We start from the raw sequence: 18605 nt of genomic DNA on the forward strand, positions 1-18605 counted from the left end.
ATCGGCTCGTTGACCCGAGCGCCCGCGGGAGCGAAGATCTGCTTCCGCACAACTTCAGCGGTGGGGTCCTCCACCGCCTGCTGGAGGAGGCCGGACTCGTCGAGCGGGACGGGTCCGACCTCCTCACCTCCTCGCCTTGTCGGCGTGGCCGGCTCAGGTGTCCAGGAACTTCCCCTGCCAGCGGGTGAGCTCGTCGTCGGTGACGCCGTGGCTGCGCAGCCAGCCCGCGGCGGCGTCCTCGTGGGCGTCGAAGATCTCCAGCACCCGCTCGATGGCTTGCGTCGGCGTGGCCATGAGCTCGGCGACCATCTCCTCGTCCACGCCCGGCGGCAGCTCGGGCAGCTCGTTGAGCCGCCGCAGCACGTGGAGCATGTTCTTGTCCGTGCGCACGTAGTCGGCGACGATCGCGTCCGGGCGCACGCCTGCGGCGCTGAGCAGCATCGCCGACACCACACCGGTGCGGTCCTTGCCAGCAGCGCAGTGCACCAGCACCGGGCCGTCGGCTTCCAGGACGAGCCGGAAGACCTCGACGAGCTTCTTCGGCGCGCCCTCCAGCATTCCCTGGTAGAGCACGGTGAGCTCGTGCAGCGCGTCGTCGTCGGTGTCGGGTTTCTCCAGCCCTTCCAGGAGCCGGATGCGGTGCACCTGCGCGACGGGGTCCAGCGGGTGCGCGTCCTTCGTCTCGGCCGCCTCGCGCAGGTCGATCACGACGCGCGGCGGCCAGTCGGGCAGGCCTTGGGGATCGCGGTCGCCGGGGAACGGCGCATCGCTGCGGTAGACCACACCTGCCCTGGTCAGCACGCCGTCACCGGTGGGCTGACCGCCGAGGTCGCGCAGGTTGACCAGTTCGCCGAGCGCATCCGAGGTCGCCATGGGGCCTCCGTGTCGGTGTGGAGCGGACGGCATCGAGACTCCCAGGCCGGAGCCGTTTCGACCAGACCTGGTCCGGCACGCGGGTCAGGTCGCGGGTCAGGTCTCCGTCACACATTGCAGACCCGTGTGGACGCCGTGATCCGCTGCGCGGTTACATGAAGCGACGCGTAACCCGAACGCGCGCAAAGGAGCCGCGACGTGACCACCACGAATTTCGACTTCACCGAGGTGCTCCCCCTCGGCCCCGACGACACCGAGTACCGCTTGGTGACCGACGAAGGCATCAAGGTCGTCGAGGCCGCTGGGCGCCGCTTCCTGGAGATCGAACCCGCCACGCTGACCTCGCTGGCAGCCGAGGCGATCAAGGACATCCAGCACCTGCTGCGTCCCTCGCACCTCGCCCAGCTGAAGTCGATCGTGGAAGACCCCGAGGCCAGCGGGAACGACCGCTTCGTGGCCACCGACCTGCTGCGCAACGCGTGCGTCTCGGCGGGCGGGGTGCTGCCGATGTGCCAGGACACCGGCACGGCCATCGTCATCGGCAAGCGCAGTGAGACGGTGCTCACCGGCGGCCAGGACGAGGAATCGCTGGCCCGCGGCGTGTTCAACGCCTACCAGGACCTCAACCTGCGGTACTCGCAGATGGCGCCGCTGAACTTCTGGGAGGAGCGCAACACCGGCAGCAACCTGCCCGCCCAGATCGAGCTGTACAACAAGCCGGGCACCGACCCGGTCTACGAGCTGCTGTTCATGGCCAAGGGCGGCGGCAGCGCCAACAAGACCTTCCTCTACCAGGAGACCAAGGCGCTGCTGAACCCGACGCGCCTGGCCCGGTTCTTGGAAGAGAAGCTGCGATCCCTGGGCACCGCGGCGTGCCCGCCGTACCACCTGGCGATCGTCGTCGGCGGCATGTCCGCCGAGTACAACCTCAAGGTCGCCAAGCTCGCCTCCGCCCGCTACCTCGACGAGCTGCCGCGCGAGGGCTCGCCCTCCGGGCACGCGCTGCGCGACGTCGAGATGGAGCAGCAGGTGCTGGAGATGACCCGGCAGTTCGGCATCGGCGCGCAGTTCGGCGGCAAGTACTTCTGCCACGACGTGCGCGTCATCCGCCTGCCCCGGCACGGCGCCTCGCTGCCGGTCGGCGTCGCGGTCTCCTGCTCGGCGGACCGGCAGGCCAAGGCCAAGATCACCCCGGAGGGCGTGTTCTTGGAGCAGCTGGAGCGCGACCCGGCCAAGTACCTGCCGGAGGTCTCCGACGAGCAGCTCTCCGACGAGGTCGTCAAGATCGACCTCAACCGGCCGATGAGCGAGATCCGCTCCGAGCTGTCGAAGCTGCCGGTCAAGACGCGCGTGTCGCTGACCGGACCGCTGGTGGTGGCGCGCGACATCGCGCACGCCAAGATCGCCGAGCGCCTCGAGGCGGGCGAGCCGATGCCCGACTACATGCGGGACCACCCGGTCTACTACGCCGGTCCGGCCAAGACCCCGGAGGGCTACGCCTCGGGTTCGTTCGGCCCGACCACCGCCGGCCGGATGGACTCCTACGTGGAGCAGTTCCAGTCCGCGGGTGGCTCGATGGTCATGCTGGCCAAGGGCAACCGGTCGAAGAAGGTCGTCGAGTCCTGCCAGAACCACGGCGGGTTCTACCTCGGTTCGATCGGCGGACCGGCCGCGCGGCTCGCGCAGGACTGCATCCGCAAGGTCGAGGTGCTGGAGTACCCCGAGCTGGGCATGGAAGCGGTCTGGCGCATCGAGGTGGAGGACTTCCCCGCCTTCGTCGTCGTCGACGACAAGGGCAACGACTTCTTCGCCGAGTCGATGCAGCCCACCCTGCAGATCTCGTTCGGCCGCTGAGCCGGTGACCGGTCACGGCCGCACCCGCGCGCGGTGCGCGGGTGCGGCCGCTCGGCCGCGGTCATCCCGCTGTGAGGGCCCGCGTCGGACTGCAGGACCAGGCGGCACCGTGGAGCCCCACCTCCGGCGGTGGTACCCGGTCCTTCCCGTGCGACGGCGGCAGGTTTCCGCCGCACCGCAGTCCGATCAGCGCGGAACCTTCACGTCCCTCTGCTCGAGGACGACCTTCCGCCCGTCGAGCGGTTCGCTGAGGCTCACCGCCACCGGCGGGTAGCGCAAGTCCATCGTGCAGATGCCCGGTGGCTCCGGGGTCTCCTCCACCAGGAGGATCTTGACGTGGTCCGGGGTCTGCTCCGCCACTTCGGCGTGAACCTTGCTGCAGCCGCCTTCCTGACCGGTGGCCACGACCGCGGTACCGTTGTCCTGGGTCCAGATCTTCTTGGGATATCCTTGCGGAAGTGCCGAGAGGTCGATGGCCTCCGGTGCCACCGGTGTCCGTTCCGGTTCAGGTTTCGGCTGAACAGGTCCGGGTGGCACCGGCGGTTGACCACCGAACCCCACGTCGTTGGTCGGCTGTTGGGCGCAGGCTGCCAGCACCAGTAGCAGACTCCCCGCGCCCACTGCGGTTCGTAGGCGTCTCATGCCCTGAAGACGGACGCGCGGGTACCACCGGTTGCGTCCCGGCCGAAGTGGTTCGTTGCACAGCTTTCCCACAATTCGCCCGGGACCGACCACGTCTCCGCCGGGTCAGCGCCCGAGCACCCGGTCCACCCACTCCTGGATCCACGACGCCATCCCGGCGGAGTGCCGCGTCCACCTGAAGTGGTCCACCGGCCCGCCCGCGTCGTCGGACGTGTAGTGCCGGGAGGTGCGCTGGGCCCGCGTCGAGTGCTTGACCAGGTCTTCCATCGCCGTCGTCGGCGCCAGCTCGTCGTTGTCCACGGTCACCGTGAGCAGCGGGGTGGTCACCTCGGCCAGGGCGGCGTCGTAGTCGAGGTCGGAGCCGGTCAGCCGCCAGCGCCCGGTGCGCGCCTGCCGCGCCCAGTCGCGCATCAGACCGGTCGCCTGCCGCCCGCCGAAGACGTAGCCGGGCCAGTGGCCCAGCACCCGCGAGGCCAGCGCGATCGTCTGGGTGCCCAGCAGCGAGTAGTAGTACTTGGCCAGCCCGGGGTAGCCCCGGTACCAGACCGAGCCGGTGGCGATCAGCGCAGCGCCCTGGATCCGGCCGGGGTTGGCGGCGGTGTGGAGCAGCGCGATCTGCCCGCCGAGGCTGTGACCCAGGACGAACCGGGGAGCCTGGGGCAGGACCGATTCGACGAGGTCGAGCACCGCGTCGAGGTCGTGGACGAAGTCCTGGTAGCCGAAGTGCACGCCGCGTCGAGCCCGGGGCTTGTTCTCGCCCTGTCCCCGCACGTCGAACGACACCACCGTCATGCCGAGCCGGTGCAGCTCGGCCACGAACGGCCGGTAGTAGCCGGCGGGGACTCCCATGGCGGGTGCCAGCACGGCGACTGGCGCGCTCGGGTCGTCCTGCTGCACCGCCCGCACCTTGATGCGGTACTGGCCCGCGGGGACCACGCCGAGCACGGGGGCCGGTGCGTCGACTTTCCGGGTCGTGACCTCATCCACGCGCACAGATTAACGGAACCGGTAAGTTCCGATCAGCTCCCCTGGCCCGGGCAGTGCGGCGGTTCACCCGGCTCAGGCCTCGCACCGCGGCGGAGCGTGGCCGGAACGGTCCCCCGCTCCCCTCAGCGCAACCTGCGCGGGCCGGCGTCCAAGGCGACCGGGGACTCGCCCAGCGACACCCGTGCTCCGGTGATCACCGCGCCCGTCGAGGAGGCCAGGACCGGCTGCAACGCCAGGTGCCGCACCTCGGGCAGGTCTTCGGCCAAGGTCGCCACCCGCAGCACCAGGTCCTCCAGCGCCTTGAGGTTCGCCGGTTCCACACCGCGGTACCCGACCAGCAGCGGCGCCGCCCGGGGCGCGCGCACCAGCGAGGCCACGTCCACGTCGGTCAGCGGCAGCGCGCGGTAGGCCTTGTCGCCCAGCAGCTCGCTGGCCACCCCGGAGAGGCCGAACGAGACCAGCGTGCCGAACGACGGGTCGTCGATGAGGTCGATCACGCACGAGGTCCCGCGTCCGGCCATCCGCTGCACGTAGACCTCGTCGATCCCGGACACCTGGCGGACGTCGTCGTAGGCGGTGCGCACCGCCTCCGGGCTGCCCAGGTCCAGCCGGACCCCGACCAGGTCGTTGCGGTGCCGCAGCTTCCCGCTCGTGGACTTCAGCACCACCGGGTAGCCCAGTTCCTCGGCAGCGCCGACCGCCGCCTCGACGTCGTCGACCTTGCGGAAGGGCACCACGTCCACGCCGTAGCAGCGCAGCAAGCTCACGGTCCGCTCGTCGCCGAGCTCGGTGACGCCCTCGGCCAGCCACTGCTCGACCAGCGAACGCGCCTGCTCGCCGTCCACGTCCGGGCGCACGAAGTGCCCCTTCGGCGCGGCTCGCCACTGCGCGTACCGCGTCACGCGGGCCAGCGCGAGCACCGAGCGCTCCGGACTCGGGTACGAGGGCACCGACCCCTTGCCGGTCGTCCCGTCCGGGCCGAGCACCTTCAGCTCGTCCGGCACACCCTCGGCCGCCAGGAAGGTCGTCACCACCGGCTTCGACTGGGCCGCGTCGGCCTCCTGCAGCGCCTCGCGCAGAGCGCGCGCGTAGGCCGTGCCAGGAACCGCCACCGGCGGGGCGAAGACCGTGATCAGCGCGTCGACGTCGCTGCGCAGCGCGGCGTCGCGGACCGCGGCGGCGAACTCGTCGGGACCTGCCCCGGCCCCGACGTCGACCGGGGCGTGCGCCAGCTGCAAGCCCTGCGCCTGGGCGACGTCGGCCGCGATCATGCCCAGCGCCGAGGAGTTGCCCACGATCGACACCCGGTCGCCCTGCGGCAACGGCTGGTGGGCCAGCAGCAGAGCGGTGTCGAACATCTGCGCCACCGACTCCACGCGGATGACGCCCGACTGCTCGAACAGCGCCTGCACGCTCGTCTCGTCGATCTCCACCGTGGTCGCCGCCAGGCCCGCGCGCACCGAGTTGCGGCCCGACTTGACCACCACGACCGGCTTGCTGCGCGCCAGCCGCCGGGCCAGCCGGGCGAACTTGCGCGGGTTGCCGAACGACTCCAGGTACAGCAGCACCACGTCGGTGGCCGAGTCGGTCTGCCAGTACTGCAGCAGGTCGTTGCCGGACAGGTCGGCGCGGTTGCCGGCGGAGACGAACGTCGAGAGCCCGAGCCCGCGCTCGGTGGCGGTCTCCAAGATCGCCACGCCCAGCGCACCGGACTGGCAGAAGAAGCCGGTGCGGCCACGCCCGGGCAGCTGCGGCGCGAGGCTGGCGTTGAGCCGGAACTCCGGGTCCGGGTTGACCACGCCGAGCGCGTTGGGCCCCACCACCCGCATGCCGTGCACGCGTGCGGCCCGCACCATCTCGCGTTCGACCTCGCGCCCCTCCGGGCCGCTCTCGCTGAACCCGGAGGAGACGATGACCAGCGTTTTCACGCCCTTGGCGAGGCAGTCGTCGAGGACCTCGTTGACGCCGGCGGCCGGGATCGCCACCACCGCGAGGTCGACCTCGTCGGGGATGTCGAGCACCGAGGGGTAGGCGCGCACGCCGCGCACCGAGCGGTGCTCGGGGTTGACCGGGTAGACCGGGCCGGTGAAGTCGGCGGTGAGCAGGTTGGTCAGCACCGCGTGGCCGATCTTGCTGTGGTCGGTGGACGCGCCGATGACCGCCACCGACCGCGGGCGCAGCAGGTTGTGCACGCTGCGGGCTTCGGCGGCTTGCTCCCGGGCCCTGGCCACGGCCACCGACTCCTCGGTCGGGTCGATGTCGAACTCCAGGTGCACCACGCCTTCTTCCATCGCGCGGCTGACCTGGTAGCCGGCGTCGCGGAAGACCCGCACCATCGTGGAGTTCTCGGCCAGCACCTCGGCCACGAAGCGCCGAAGCCCGCGCTCCCGCGCTGCCGCGGCGAGGTGCTCCAGCAGGATCGAGCCCAAACCGCGTCCCTGGTGGGCGTCCTCGACCACGAACGCGACCTCGGCGGACTTCTGCTCGCCGAGCCGGTCGAAGCGGCCGACCGCGACGATGTCGTCGCCGAGCAGCGCCACGAACGCGACCCGGTTGACGTAGTCGACCTGGCTGAACCGCTGCACGTCGCGCTCGGGCATCCGCGGGTACGGGCCGAAGTACCGGTAGTACCTGGTCCGGTCGCTGAGCCGCCCGTGGAAGGCGATCAGCTTGTCCTTGTCGGCCGGGACGATCGGCCTGATGTGCACGGTCCCGCCGTCGGAGAGCACCACGTCGGCTTCCCACTGCCGGGGGTACTCCTGCGGCGGGCCGGCCTCCTCTCCCAGCTCATCGTCCACTTCGGACACTCCTCAGTCGCGACTGTCAGCCGGGTCGAGCCCGAGCAGCGGGAACACCGCGTGCCGGGCGTCGCGGATCGCGGTGTCGACCGCCGAAGCGGTCACCCCGGTCCACGGTTCGAAGGACGGGTCCGCCCCGTCCGACATCGACGTCGGCATCGGCACGTTCTGCGAGCGCCGGACGGCGTACGCGATCCAATCCTCGGGGATCGTCGTCTCCGGCGCGATGTCCTGGTTCAGCAGCGTGGCCAGCAGGTGGGTCCAGGCCCTCGGCACGACGCGGAACAGCGAGTAGCCCCCGCCTCCCAGCGCCAACCACTTGCCGCCCGCGTAGTTCTCGGCCAGCTCCCGCAGGTTCTGGTAGGTGGCGCGCTGCCCGTCGACGGTCAACGACAGGTCGGCCAGGGGGTCGTCGCGGTGCGCGTCGGCGCCGCACTGGGTGACCAGCACCTGCGGCCGGAACTGCTCCAGCACGGAGGGCACCACCGCGTGGAAGGCGCGCCGCCAGTCCGCGTCGCCGGTGCCCGGCGGCAGCGGGATGTTGACCGCCGTGCCGTCGGCGCTGCCCCCGCCGACCTCGGTGGGGAACCCCGTGCCCGGCCACAGCGTCACCGGGTGCTGGTGCAGGGAGATCGTCATGACCCGGGGGTCGTCGTAGAAGGCCTTCTGCACGCCGTCGCCGTGGTGGACGTCGACGTCGAGGTAGGCGATGCGTTCGACGCCCTGCTGCAGCATCCAGGAGATGGCCACCGAGCAGTCGTTGTAGACGCAGAACCCGGCCGCGTGGTCGGCCATCGCGTGGTGCAGGCCCCCGGCGATGTTGACCGCCCGGTCGGCCTGGCCGGTGACGATCTGCTCGGCCGCTTTGACCGACGCACCGGCGACCAGGGCAGAGGCCTCGTGCATCCGGTCGAAGATCGGGTTGTCGTCGGTGCCCAGCCCGTGCCCGACGTCCCAGCCGCTGTAGGGGGCCGCGCGCACGGCGGCCATGTACTCGGCGGTGTGGACCCGCAGCAGGTCCTCCTCGGCGGCCGGCTCGGGCTTGAGCATCTCCACACCGTCGAGCAGGCCGAGCGAGTCGGCCAACCGCATGGTCAGGTCCAGGCGGATGGGATGCAGCGGGTGGTGCCCGCCCAGGTCGTACTGGAGCACCGACTCATCCCAGACCACGGCCAACTGAGAACCCATGAGCGGGACGCTACCCGCAGGAAGCCTCCCACCACAGGGTCTCGCCTCGCGAGCCGCCGGATCGGATCGAGATCCAGGACTGTCAGCCCGGTTCGGAGCCGGTCGCCGCGGGTCGCGCCGGGTCGGCGGACCAGTGCGACCACGAACCGGCGTAGAGCGCAGCGGGGTTCCGGGCGTCGGTGAGGCCCGCGTGCTCCAGTGCCAGGAGCACCGAGCAGGCCGTCACGCCCGAGCCGCAGTAGGCCCCGACCGCCTCGCAGCTGGTCACGCCCAGCGACGCGAAGCGTTCGGCCAACTCCGTCGGCGAGCGCCACCGGCCGGACTCGCCGACGTGTTCGCTGAACGGCGCGTTGCGGGCTCCCGGCACGTGCCCGGCGCGCGGGTCGACCGGTTCCACCTCGCCCCGGTAGCGCTCCGGGGCCCGGGCGTCGAGCAGCACGCCCTCACGCGCCAGCGTCGCGGCCTGGTCCGCGTCGATCACCGGCATCGCACCGGCCCGCACCCGGAAGCCCCCGTCACCCGAACCGGGGACCTCCGTGCTGGTCGGCTTGCCCTCAGCGGTCCACGCCGCGTAACCGCCGTCGAGGACGGCGACCGAACGGTGGCCTGCCCAGCGCAGCAACCACCACGCGCGGGCCGCCGCCGAACCGTTGTCGGCGTCGTAGACGACCACCGGCCGGTCGGCGTCCACCCCGGCGCGGCGCAGCACCTCCTGCAGCGCCGCCGGATCGGGGAGCGGGTGCCGCCCGCCGGGTCCCGGTTCCGACGCCAGCTCCGCGTCCAGGTCGACGAAAACCGCTCCGGGCACGTGCCCCTCGAGGTAGTCTCCACGGCCCGGCGGGCCGAGCAAGGACCAGCGCACGTCGAGCACTGTCGGGTGCGGGTCCGCACGCAGTGCGGCCATGAGATCATCGGTACTGATCAAGGGATGCATGACGGCCTTTCGAAGCCCGCGACGAGGTCGGTCGACAATCCTGGTCTGTCAACTCCCCAGCCACTGACCGTTGTCGCTGGCAACGACTAGCATCGTGGTTGGGACTTGAATGGGGAGCCGACGTGAACGATCTCATCGATACCACTGAGATGTACCTTCGCACCATTTACGACCTCGAGGAAGAGGGCGTGGTGCCGCTCCGCGCGCGCATCGCCGAGCGCCTGGAGCAGAGCGGACCCACCGTGAGCCAGACGGTGGCTCGCATGGAGCGCGACGGTCTGCTCACGGTAGCCGAGGACCGCCACCTCGAGCTGACCAAGGCCGGCCGCGCCCGGGCGATCAGCGTGATGCGCAAGCACCGCCTCGCCGAACGGCTCCTCGTCGACGTGATCGGCCTCGAGTGGGAGCACGTGCACAACGAAGCGTGCCGCTGGGAACACGTGATGAGCGAAGCGGTCGAGCGCAAGCTCGTCAAGCTCCTCGGCGGTCCCACCACGTCCCCCTACGGCAACCCCATCCCCGGCCTCGACGACCTCGGTGTCGACCACGTCGACGCGGTCGCCGAGGGCGAACTCCAGCGTGTCGACGAGATCGCCCGCAACGGCGGTGGTCGCGCGGTCATCCGCCGCATCGCCGAGCACGTGCAGCTGGACCCGGACCTGATGACCGACCTCAAGGAGGTCGGCGTGGTGCCGGGCAACGAGGTCGAGATCATGTCCGTGGTCGGCGCGAACAAACCCATCGAGGTGCGTGGCCCGAACGGCAACGCCAAGTTGACGTCCAGCATCGCGCACGCGGTCATGGTGACCGCGAAATGACCCTCCCTCGCCGCGCCGCGGAGCTCTTCGCAGCTGAGCACGGGCACGCGCCCAGCGCGGTGTGGTCCGCCCCCGGCCGGGTCAACCTGATCGGTGAGCACACCGACTACAACGACGGTTTCGTGCTCCCGATGGCGATCCCGCACCGCGTGGCGGTGGCCGTCGGACCGCGCGAGGATCGCGCGCTCGTGGCCGCGACGCACGGTGACGACGGCGAGCTCCACCGAGCCGAGCAGGTCGTCGTCGACGACCTGCGACCTGGCTCCCCCACCGGCTGGTCGGCCTTCCCGGCAGGCGTCGCGTGGGCGCTGGGTGAAGCCGGCCACCCGGTCCCCGGACTGGACCTGGTGATCGTCGGCGACGTCCCCAACGGCGCGGGCCTGTCCTCCTCGCACGCTCTGCAGTGCGCTCTCGCGCTGGCGATGCTCGACCAGCAGGGCCGGGCGCCGGGCGAGCCGGGCGCGCCGAGCCTGGCGGAGATCGCGCGGCTGGTGCAGCGCTCGGAGAACGACTACGTGGGTGCCCCCACCGGGCTGCTCGACCAGACCGCGTCGCTGCGCTGCGTCGAGTCGCACGTGCTGTTCTTCGACGTCCGCTCCGGTGATGCCGAGCAAGTCCCGTTCGACCCGCGCAGCGCGGGCCTCGAACTGCTGGTCATCGACACCCGCGCCCAGCACTCGCACAGCGAATCCGGTTACGGCGAACGCCGGAAGGGCTGCGAGCGGGCGGCTGAGCTGCTCGAGGTGAAGGCGCTCCGGGACATCTCGCAAGCGCAGCTGCCGACGGCGCTCGAGAAGCTGCCGGACGAGCTCGGTCCGTTGGTCGAGCACGTGGTCACCGAGAACGAGCGGGTCCTGTCCACCGTGGAGCTGCTGCGCTCCGGCGACTACGCCGGGATCGGCCCGCTGCTCAACGCCTCCCACACCAGCCTCCGCGACGACTACCGCGTCTCCTGCCTGGAGCTCGACGTCGCGGTGGAGGCAGCGGTGCAGGCTGGAGCGCTGGGTGCACGGATGGTCGGGGGCGGCTTCGGCGGCTCGGCGATCGCGTTGATCCCCACCGCGGACCGCGAGCGGGTCGAGTCCGCCGTCCGGGACGCGTTCGCGCAGCGGAGCCTGACCGAACCGCGCGTCTTCATCGCGATACCCTCCGCCGGTGCGGGACGGGACCTGTGACGCTCGGGTCGTCGGCCTCCGCTCCCCGCGCAGTCGACTAGACCTCCCACGGAAGGCAGTACGCAGTTGAAGCTCCTGGTCACAGGCGGTGCCGGATACGTCGGAAGCGTGTGCGCAGCACGCCTCGTGGAAGCAGGCCACGAGGTCGTCGTGGTCGACGACCTGTCCACCGGGCACGCCGACGCTGTCCCGGACGGCTGCACGTTCGTCGAGGCCGACATCGCCTCGGCCGCCGGTGAGCTGCTCGCGGAGCGGTTCGACGGCGTGCTGCACTTCGCGGCCAAGTCGCTGGTCGGCGAGTCGATGGAAGACCCGCAGAAGTACTGGCAGGGCAACGTCGTGACCACACTGCGCCTGCTGGACGCGATGCGCGAGCACGGCACGCCGCGCCTGGTGTTCTCCTCGACGGCGGCGACCTACGGCGAGCCGGAGGTCTCCCCCATCACCGAAGACCTGCCGACGCGGCCGACCAACACCTACGGTGCGACCAAGCTCGCGATCGACCACGCGATCACCTCCTACGCGACCGCGCACGGCATCGGCGCGGTGAGCCTGCGGTACTTCAACGTCGCTGGCGCGCACGGCGCCTTCGGCGAGCGGCACACCGTCGAGACCCACCTGATCCCGATCGTGCTCCAAGTCGCGCTCGGTCAGCGCGAGCAGGTGCAGATCTTCGGCGACGACTGGCCGACCGAGGACGGCACGTGCGTCCGGGACTACATCCACGTCACCGACCTCGCCGACGCGCACCTGCTGGCGCTGCAGAACGCCACGGGCGGTCAGCACCGGATCTACAACCTGGGCAACGGCACGGGTTTCTCGGTCAAGCAGGTCATCGACACCTGCCGCGAGGTCACCGGACACCCCATCCCGGCGAAGGTCGCGCCTCGCCGCGCGGGTGACCCGGCGACGCTGGTGGCCTCCAGCCGGCGCGCGCGGGACGAGCTCGGGTGGCAGCCCCAGCGCGCCGACCTCGGCGTGATCGTCGGTGACGCGTGGGAGTTCACCCGGGCCCGCCACACGGCCTGATCGCCGCTTCGCGAGCACCATCAGGCCCCGTCCTCGCCGAGCAGGAGCTGGACGTCGTCGGTCGAATGCCGGGCGATGACGGCCAGCTCCGCGGGCGGGAGCCCGGTGTCCATGGCCTGCCGCAGCAGGGCGCTGAGCGTGTGCGGGGGCTTGATGTGCTCGACGCGCTCGAGGGCGACGCTCGCGAGCGCACCCTCGCCGCGCACGTAGGCCGAGAAGGCCAGCAGCGCCACGACTTCCACGAGCTCGGGCTCCGGTGCCTTCCGGACGAGCGACAACCACAGCTCCTCGGCCGGGCGGGCCAGTTCGCTCAGCGCGGTGCCCATCACGATGTCCCGAACGCGGGTGTCCGACACCGCCCGCAGCACGCCGACCAGGTCGTCCTCGGTCAGGGCCGAACCCGCGGCGAGGCGCCGGACGGCGGCGAAGACCGTGCGCAGGTCCCTGGTGAGGTGCAGCGGGTCGTGGGAGTCCACGGCTTCTTCGCTCATGGCGTCGAGCTTGGCGGCCCAGCGGTTGATCACCGCCTCGGATTCGGGCGCGACTAGTTCGCGCAGTTCGTCCTTGCTACCGAAGGTGACCGATCCCTCGGCGGCCATCAACGCGCCCATCGGGGATTCCTTCGGGTCCGCGACCACGCCCCGGCACCCTTCGTCGTAGTAGCACCGCCACGGCTCACCGACCGCGATCTGCGGGACGTGCAACGCGTGGGCCGTCACGATCCCGGCTTGCAGCAACGACTTCCGGACCACGTCGACGAGGTCGAGCAGCGGCGGTGCACCCTCCGAGTCGTCCCGGTCGGTCTCGTGGCACTCGCCGCCGCAGTTGGGCGGGCAGCCGGCGCAGTCGGGCTCCCCGACCACGACCATGATCACGCCCTCGGCCCGTTGCTTGCTCAGCGGACCACCGAGCAGCATCTCGGCGAAGAAGCACGCCTGCGAGGGGCACGGCAGGTCCACGCGCATGCTCGAGCCGAACCTCGGTGTGTCGTCCAGGTCGTGGAGCGTGAGCAGCACGAAGGAGTCGGCCGGGTGGAACCCCAGCATGTGCGGCAGGGCGGCCAGCACGTCACCGGGCTCGCTCAAGGAGATCTGGGTGTTCAGTCGCGTTCGCATGCACCCACGATGGTCGCGGAAACCCGCCTGGCGGAAGCGGATCCACGGATCTCTGGACAACTTCGTCCGCTGTGGACGAATGTGCGTCGAAACGCGTGGAACCACTCCCGCCGGTGACGATCGACCGGGTCAACCTCGCCACCCCATCGGGCATCACCGTGCGTCGCACTCACGGCTCCCGTGCCGTGGAGTCAGGAGATCCGTCCGACGGTCGGCAACGAGACGCTCGTGCGCGCCAGGTCCAACCGCAGTCCCGCCCCGGGAGCGGGCCGCAGCGTGAAGTCGTGGTCGCTGGAGAGCACGACGACGCCGAGCCGGTGTCCCGGCGCGAACACGTGGTCGTCGGGCTGCATCCGCACCCCGATCGCGTAGTGGCGACCGGGTTCGACCGGCGTGGTCCGGTCCAGCGCCTCGCGGTTCTGCGGGTCGGCCCAGCCGCGGGTGACCACCGAGACCGAGCCGTCCGGCGCCTGGTCCACGAGCAACGCCGTGACGTTGGCCGCCGGCCGGTCGAAGGTCAGCCCCAGCTTCGCGCGCACCTCCCCGCTGACCCGGACCTGCTCGCTGAGCGGGTCGGTGAAGTAGGCGAGGCGGTGCGGTGAGCTGGGCGCTGCCGCCAGGTCCTCGGCCAGCACGCGCGCGTCATCGGTGAGCCCCTCCACGGCCCGCTGAGCGGGACGCTCGACGCTCAAACCGCCGCGCTGCGGTCCGCCCGCCGTCGGGTGCAGCACGGTCTCGGTGACCTCCGGCGCCGGCCACTCCGGTTCCTCGACCCAGCTCCCGTCCTCGCGTTGCACCGTCGCCCGGGGTTCCCCTTCGACGCCGTTGGGCACGCCGTGGAGGTAGCGGGTGAACCAGCGGTTCAGCGTCCGCAGCCACTCCTGCTCACGCAGCTTGATCGGGTCGGTGTGCCCAGACTGGTGCCACCAGATCTTGTGCGGGACGTCGTGGTCGCGCAGCGCCCGGTACCACTGGGCGGCCTGCCGGGTCTTGACGTTCCAGTCGTTGAGCCCGTGCACGGCCAGCACCGCGGCGCGTACCCGCTTCGCGTCGGGGAGGTAGTTGCGCTCGTGCCAGAACCGGCTGTAGTCGCCGGTGATGCGGTCCTGCTCCGCGGTGAGCCCGTCGATGACGGGGCGGCAGGGCTCCCGGTCGGCGCGGGTGTGGACGTACTCGGCCAGCAGATCGGCGTCCTCGCCCTGGTAACCGCCGGGGGCGACGACCGCTCCGTCGGTGCGGTAGTAGTCGTACCAGTTCGAGATCGCGCCGATCGGAACGATCGCCTCGAGGCCTTCGACCCCCGTCGAGGCGACCGCGTTGGGCAGCGTCCCGTTGTAGGAAACCCCCATCATGCCGACCTTCCCGGTCGACCAGTCCGCTGCCACCGGGGCACCGCCGGCGTCGTGGCCGGCAGCGCGCCCGTTGAGCCAGTCGACGACCGACTTGGCGCCGACGGTCTCGTTCTCGGCGCCCGTGGTCGGGCAACCCGTGGACCCGCCGGTGCCCAGAGACTCGGCGTAGACCACGGCGTACCCCCTGGCCAGCAGGTACTGCTCGTAGGCCCAGTCGATCTCGGCGGCCACCGCGATCCGCTCGTCGCCGGTCGTGCTGCGCGTCGTCCGCGGACCCGACCGCTGCTCCGGCACGTGCAGCTCGGTGTCCACGTTGTGGTTGGCCACCTCGTTGCCGCCGGAGAAGTACGGGCTGGCCTGGTAGACCACCGGAACGCGGAGACCCCGGTCGGTCTCGGCCGGCCGGACGACCTGGACGTGCACGCGGTCGCGCTGACCGTCGTGGTCGCTGTCGACTGGCGCGGTGACGAACAGGTCCTGCCGCACCGCTCCGGCGGGGTCGAACACCGGTTGCGCCTCCCCGTCGGCGAACACGGGTCCCTGCGGCGGTGGGGCCGCCGCCGTGGACCCGAGCAGGGGAAGGGTGAAGATCACTGCGAGCAAACCCGTTCGGACGCGCCGCATGCAGGCTCCCGGATGCTGGAATGGAGGACGACATCAGCACCTTTCTCAGCGCAGCACGGTAAGTCAATCACCGGAGTGGCGGTTTCCCGCCAAGAACACCCGAGCGGCAGTAAGGTCGAGGCGACCGAACCGGAACCAGTGAGGAGTTCGCATGTCGATCCCGTCCAGCCTGCTGACGTCGGCCGGGTTGATCGGTGGTTTCGCGGTGGCCCGAGCCTCGCAGCACCGGCACTGGGGCGGAGTCGTCGCGGCGGGCGCCGGTCTGGGCGCGGTGGAGGTCTGCCGTCGCCGCGCCGGGGTCGGCCCGGCGCTCGCGCTGGGTGCGACTTACGGGGCCGCGCTGGCCGGCTCGCACCCGCTCGCCAAGAAGATCGGTGCCTGGCCGTCGGTGTTCACCGCGACCGCGGTGACCGCGACCGCGGCGCACCTGCTCACGCGCCGCTGAGGAAGTCCTCGAACGTCCCGCGGCCGACGGCCCGGTCCGGCACGAGGTTGGCGCCGGACCGGAGCGCTCGGAAGAGCGCTCCCGGCGGACGCAGCCGCACCACCGCGCGACGCAGGTCCGCCGCGCGCAGGTAGGCCCGGGTCAGGTCCTCGTGACCGCGCACCTGCGGCCCTCCCATGTCAGGAACTCGACCCGCGTGTTCCGCCGCGGCCAGCTCCGCCAGCCGCTCGGCCACGTCCTGCACCGAGATCGGCTGGAAGCGCACGCCGGAGAGCGCCGCGACCACCGGTGAGCGCCGCTGCACCGAGGTGATCTTGGCGATGAGGTCGTGGAACTGCGTCGTGCGCAGGATCGTCCACGGCAACCCGGAACCGATCACCAGCCGCTCGGCTTCGAGCTTCGTGCGGTAGTAGGCCAACGGGATCCGGTCGATCCCGACGATGGAGATGTAGACCAGGTGCGGTCGTCCCACCCTGCGGGCCAGCTCGACCAGGTTCCGGGTGGCGGTCACGTCCTGGCCGCTGCCGGTCGTGGCGCAGTGCACGATCACCTCCACACCCGCCACGGCGTCCGCCACACCCCGCCTGGTGCGCAGATCACCGACGACCCGGCCGTCCCCTGGCCGGCGGCTGAGCACCGCGACGGTGTCATCGGCCGCCCGCAGCCGCGGCACGAGCGCGCTGCCGAGCGTTCCGGTCCCGCCGGTCACCAAGATCGACTTCCCCACGTCCCGACCCTCCCTCGACGCGGTCACCGAGCAGACGAAGCAGCCGGCTCGGACGTGACGCCATGACCTGCGGAGACGGGTGACCCACGTCATACCCGGGCAGCCGAGTGGTCGCCCCGGCCGCAGGTCGTGAGCACGCAGGCGGGCACAACGGCTAGGCTGTTTCCTGCTCGTTACCCGATACGGCGAAGGATTCAACCGGTGCCCGATCCAGCTTCAACCATCGAAGAGCTGACCGCCCAGCGCGACCGCGCCCGCCAGGAGTTCGCAGACCTCAAGGCACGGGGCCTGAAACTGGACATCACCCGGGGGAAGCCCTCGCCGAAGCAGCTCGACCTCTCCCACGAGCTCCTCGACCTCGCCAGCGGCACCGACGCGAACGGCGCCGATCTGCGCAACTACGGCGGCCTCAACGGGCTGGTGGAACTGCGCGAGATCTTCAGCGACGCGCTGCAGGTGCCCGTCGAGCAGCTGCTCGCAGCCGGAAACTCCAGCTTGGAACTGATGCACGACGCGCTCGTGTTCGCACTGCTCAACGGCGTTCCCGGCGGTTCGCAGCGGTGGGTCGCCGAGCCCGAGATCGCGTTCCTGTGCCCGGTTCCCGGCTACGACCGCCACTTCGCGCTCTCCGAGCACCTCGGCATCACGATGATCACCGTGCCGATGACGCCCGACGGTCCCGACATGGACGTCGTCGAGCAGCTGGTCGCCGAGGACTCCCGGATCAAGGGCATCTGGTGCGTGCCGAAGTACAGCAACCCGGACGGCACCGTCTACTCCGACGAGACCGTGCGGCGGCTGGCCGCGATGCGCACCGCCGCCCCAGACTTCCGGATCTTCTGGGACAACGCCTACGCGGTGCACCACCTCACCGACGACGAGGCCGAGATCGCCGACCTGCTGGCGCTGTGCGCCGAGCACGGCAACCCGGACCGCGCGTTCGTGTTCGGTTCCACCTCGAAGATCACGTTCGCGGGTGCCGGAGTGGCGTTCCTCGGCTCCTCGCCCACGAACATCGAGTGGTGGCTAACCTCGACCTCCAAGCGCAGCATCGGACCGAACAAGGTCAACCAGCGGGCCCACGCCCGGTTCCTGCGCGACCCCGCCGGTCTGCGCGAGCACATGCGCAAGCACGCCGCGCTGATCCGCCCCAAGTTCGAAGCGGTGGACAAGATCCTCAGCGCCGAGCTGGGTGGCACCGGGCTGGCCAAGTGGTCCAACCCGGCCGGGGGCTACTTCATCAGCCTGGAGGTGCCCGAGGGCTGCGCCAAGGACGTCGTCGCCAAGGCCAAGGAAGCGGGCATCGCGCTCACCCCGGCCGGCTCGACCCACCCCTACGGCGAGGACCCGGCCGACTCGGTGATCCGCATCGCTCCGACCTTCCCGGAGCTCGCCGACGTCGAGGCCGCCACCGCGGGCTTGGCCGTCTGCGTGCGCCTGGTCGCCACGGAAAAGCTGCTGGCCGAGAAGCAGTCCTGACCTGAACGCGCAGAAGGCCGGCGTGGTCCGTCGGACCGCACCGGCCTTCTGCTGTGGGCGCCACGCTCACCAAGAACCTTCGCCTTCGAGGACGAGCGGCCAGGCGTTCTCGTAGCGCACCCCGGGCTGGGGCGGGACCGGCTCACCCGTGTCCGGGTCCACGCACCCGATGTCGAACGCTTCGGCCGCGGTGACGGGCCTGATCTCCCCGTCCTCGATGAACCAGCCGTAGACGTGCTTGACCAGCACCTCGCCGCCCTGGGCATCGGTGAAGGCGACCTCATCGCTGAGCACGTGCAGGACGAGCGAGATCGCCGTCCCCTCGCGCAGCAGCTGGTCGAGGTAGTGCTCGACCTCCGGCTCGTCCCACTCCAGTTCCCCGCTGTGGTTCACAGCCGCCAGAGCGGTCACCGACCGGTCCGGGAACCCCGTCACGGTCACGACGTGCACTCCGGGAGCGGCGAAGAGCACCGCGTTCGTCAGCAAGCTCCGTGCCCGCATCTCCACCTCCGCGTGTTTCGGTGGGGAGATCGTGCCGAACCCGCGACCCGCGAATCGCGCGCTC

At 71.0% G+C, this 18605-nt stretch carries 16 protein-coding genes; 6 read left to right on the forward strand and 10 right to left on the reverse strand.

The window, feature by feature from the left end; all coding sequences use genetic code 11:
- Nucleotides 1-153: 153 nt before the first annotated feature.
- Nucleotides 154-873 (reverse strand): tyrosine-protein phosphatase, encoded by a 720-nt coding sequence (locus tag EIL87_RS19085; RefSeq protein ID WP_125091920.1) that lies wholly within the window; start codon nt 871-873, stop codon nt 154-156.
- Between the two features lie 198 nt (nt 874-1071).
- On the opposite strand from EIL87_RS19085, the gene EIL87_RS19090 reads away from it, so the two are divergent.
- On the forward strand, nt 1072-2727 hold the full coding sequence (locus tag EIL87_RS19090) for a fumarate hydratase (RefSeq protein WP_125091921.1): 1656 nt from the start codon (nt 1072-1074) through the stop codon (nt 2725-2727).
- 186 nt (nt 2728-2913) lie between these two features.
- On the opposite strand, the gene EIL87_RS19095 is transcribed toward EIL87_RS19090, so the two are convergent.
- From EIL87_RS19095 to EIL87_RS19115, 5 genes are all read right to left on the reverse strand, one after another.
- Entirely contained in the window at nt 2914-3216 is a 303-nt protein-coding gene (locus EIL87_RS19095) for a hypothetical protein (RefSeq protein WP_233576370.1), read from the reverse strand.
- A 258-nt stretch (nt 3217-3474) separates the two neighbouring features.
- A complete protein-coding gene (locus EIL87_RS19100) occupies nt 3475-4356 on the reverse strand; it encodes an alpha/beta hydrolase family protein (protein ID WP_233576371.1) in 882 nt (293 codons plus the stop codon).
- Between the two features lie 122 nt (nt 4357-4478).
- Nucleotides 4479-7154, reverse strand: a complete 2676-nt coding sequence (locus EIL87_RS19105; RefSeq protein WP_233576372.1) for a bifunctional acetate--CoA ligase family protein/GNAT family N-acetyltransferase — start codon at nt 7152-7154, stop codon at nt 4479-4481.
- Between the two features lie 12 nt (nt 7155-7166).
- Entirely contained in the window at nt 7167-8342 is a 1176-nt protein-coding gene (locus tag EIL87_RS19110) for an acetoin utilization protein AcuC (protein WP_125091923.1), read from the reverse strand.
- 82 nt (nt 8343-8424) lie between these two features.
- Entirely contained in the window at nt 8425-9276 is an 852-nt protein-coding gene (locus EIL87_RS19115; protein ID WP_125091924.1) for a sulfurtransferase, read from the reverse strand.
- A gap of 122 nt (nt 9277-9398) precedes the next feature.
- Here EIL87_RS19115 and EIL87_RS19120 point away from each other — a divergent pair, with 122 nt between their 5' ends.
- The 3 genes from EIL87_RS19120 (at nt 9399) to galE (ending at nt 12298) form a co-directional block, all read left to right on the forward strand.
- Nucleotides 9399-10094: a metal-dependent transcriptional regulator gene (locus tag EIL87_RS19120; protein WP_125091925.1), complete on the forward strand. Its 696-nt coding sequence runs from the start codon at nt 9399-9401 to the stop codon at nt 10092-10094.
- Complete coding sequence (gene galK / locus EIL87_RS19125) at nt 10091-11269, forward strand: galactokinase (protein ID WP_125091926.1); 1179 nt, start codon at nt 10091-10093, stop codon at nt 11267-11269. The genes EIL87_RS19120 and galK overlap by 4 nt, the downstream gene beginning before the upstream one ends.
- Before the next feature lie 66 nt (nt 11270-11335).
- The gene (galE, locus tag EIL87_RS19130; RefSeq protein ID WP_125091927.1) at nt 11336-12298 is read left to right on the forward strand and encodes a UDP-glucose 4-epimerase GalE; all 963 of its coding nucleotides are present in this window, start codon (nt 11336-11338) and stop codon (nt 12296-12298) included.
- 20 nt (nt 12299-12318) lie between these two features.
- Here the strand turns inward: galE and EIL87_RS19135 are convergent, their stop codons facing one another.
- Nucleotides 12319-13413, reverse strand: coding sequence for a DUF4192 domain-containing protein (locus tag EIL87_RS19135; RefSeq protein WP_125091928.1), 1095 nt, complete (start codon nt 13411-13413; stop codon nt 12319-12321).
- A gap of 191 nt (nt 13414-13604) precedes the next feature.
- Complete coding sequence (locus EIL87_RS19140) at nt 13605-15389, reverse strand: Xaa-Pro dipeptidyl-peptidase (RefSeq protein ID WP_125091929.1); 1785 nt, start codon at nt 15387-15389, stop codon at nt 13605-13607.
- A gap of 151 nt (nt 15390-15540) precedes the next feature.
- Between EIL87_RS19140 and EIL87_RS19145 the strand changes: the two genes are divergently transcribed.
- Nucleotides 15541-15834 carry a hypothetical protein gene (locus EIL87_RS19145; RefSeq protein ID WP_125091930.1) on the forward strand — a complete coding sequence of 98 codons (294 nt, stop codon included), beginning with the start codon at nt 15541-15543 and terminating at the stop codon, nt 15832-15834.
- Here the strand turns inward: EIL87_RS19145 and EIL87_RS19150 are convergent.
- Nucleotides 15821-16561, reverse strand: coding sequence for an SDR family oxidoreductase (locus EIL87_RS19150; protein WP_125091931.1), 741 nt, complete (start codon nt 16559-16561; stop codon nt 15821-15823). The two genes, EIL87_RS19145 and EIL87_RS19150, sit on opposite strands and share 14 nt — an antisense overlap.
- Before the next feature lie 201 nt (nt 16562-16762).
- Between EIL87_RS19150 and EIL87_RS19155 the strand changes: the two genes are divergently transcribed.
- Nucleotides 16763-18040: an aminotransferase class I/II-fold pyridoxal phosphate-dependent enzyme gene (locus tag EIL87_RS19155; protein WP_125091932.1), complete on the forward strand. Its 1278-nt coding sequence runs from the start codon at nt 16763-16765 to the stop codon at nt 18038-18040.
- Between the two features lie 66 nt (nt 18041-18106).
- On the opposite strand, the gene EIL87_RS19160 is transcribed toward EIL87_RS19155, so the two are convergent.
- The gene (locus EIL87_RS19160) at nt 18107-18541 is read right to left on the reverse strand and encodes a hypothetical protein (RefSeq protein ID WP_125091933.1); all 435 of its coding nucleotides are present in this window, start codon (nt 18539-18541) and stop codon (nt 18107-18109) included.
- Between the last annotated feature and the right edge of the window lie 64 nt (nt 18542-18605).

It is taken from the genome of Saccharopolyspora rhizosphaerae, assembly GCF_003931915.1.
GTDB classification, from domain to species: domain Bacteria; phylum Actinomycetota; class Actinomycetes; order Mycobacteriales; family Pseudonocardiaceae; genus Saccharopolyspora; species Saccharopolyspora rhizosphaerae.

Bases quoted from the DNA above. Each gene is read 5' to 3' on its own strand.
- EIL87_RS19085 (WP_125091920.1), bottom strand. From the start codon at position 873: ATGGCGACCTCGGATGCGCTCGGCGAACTGGTCAACCTGCGCGACCTC.
- EIL87_RS19110 (WP_125091923.1), bottom strand. From the start codon at position 8,342: ATGGGTTCTCAGTTGGCCGTGGTCTGGGATGAGTCGGTGCTCCAGTAC.
- EIL87_RS19115 (WP_125091924.1), bottom strand. From the start codon at position 9,276: ATGCATCCCTTGATCAGTACCGATGATCTCATGGCCGCACTGCGTGCG.
- galK (WP_125091926.1), top strand. From the start codon at position 10,091: ATGACCCTCCCTCGCCGCGCCGCGGAGCTCTTCGCAGCTGAGCACGGG.
- EIL87_RS19135 (WP_125091928.1), bottom strand. From the start codon at position 13,413: ATGCGAACGCGACTGAACACCCAGATCTCCTTGAGCGAGCCCGGTGAC.
- EIL87_RS19140 (WP_125091929.1), bottom strand. From the start codon at position 15,389: ATGCGGCGCGTCCGAACGGGTTTGCTCGCAGTGATCTTCACCCTTCCC.
- EIL87_RS19145 (WP_125091930.1), top strand. From the start codon at position 15,541: ATGTCGATCCCGTCCAGCCTGCTGACGTCGGCCGGGTTGATCGGTGGT.
- EIL87_RS19160 (WP_125091933.1), bottom strand. From the start codon at position 18,541: ATGCGGGCACGGAGCTTGCTGACGAACGCGGTGCTCTTCGCCGCTCCC.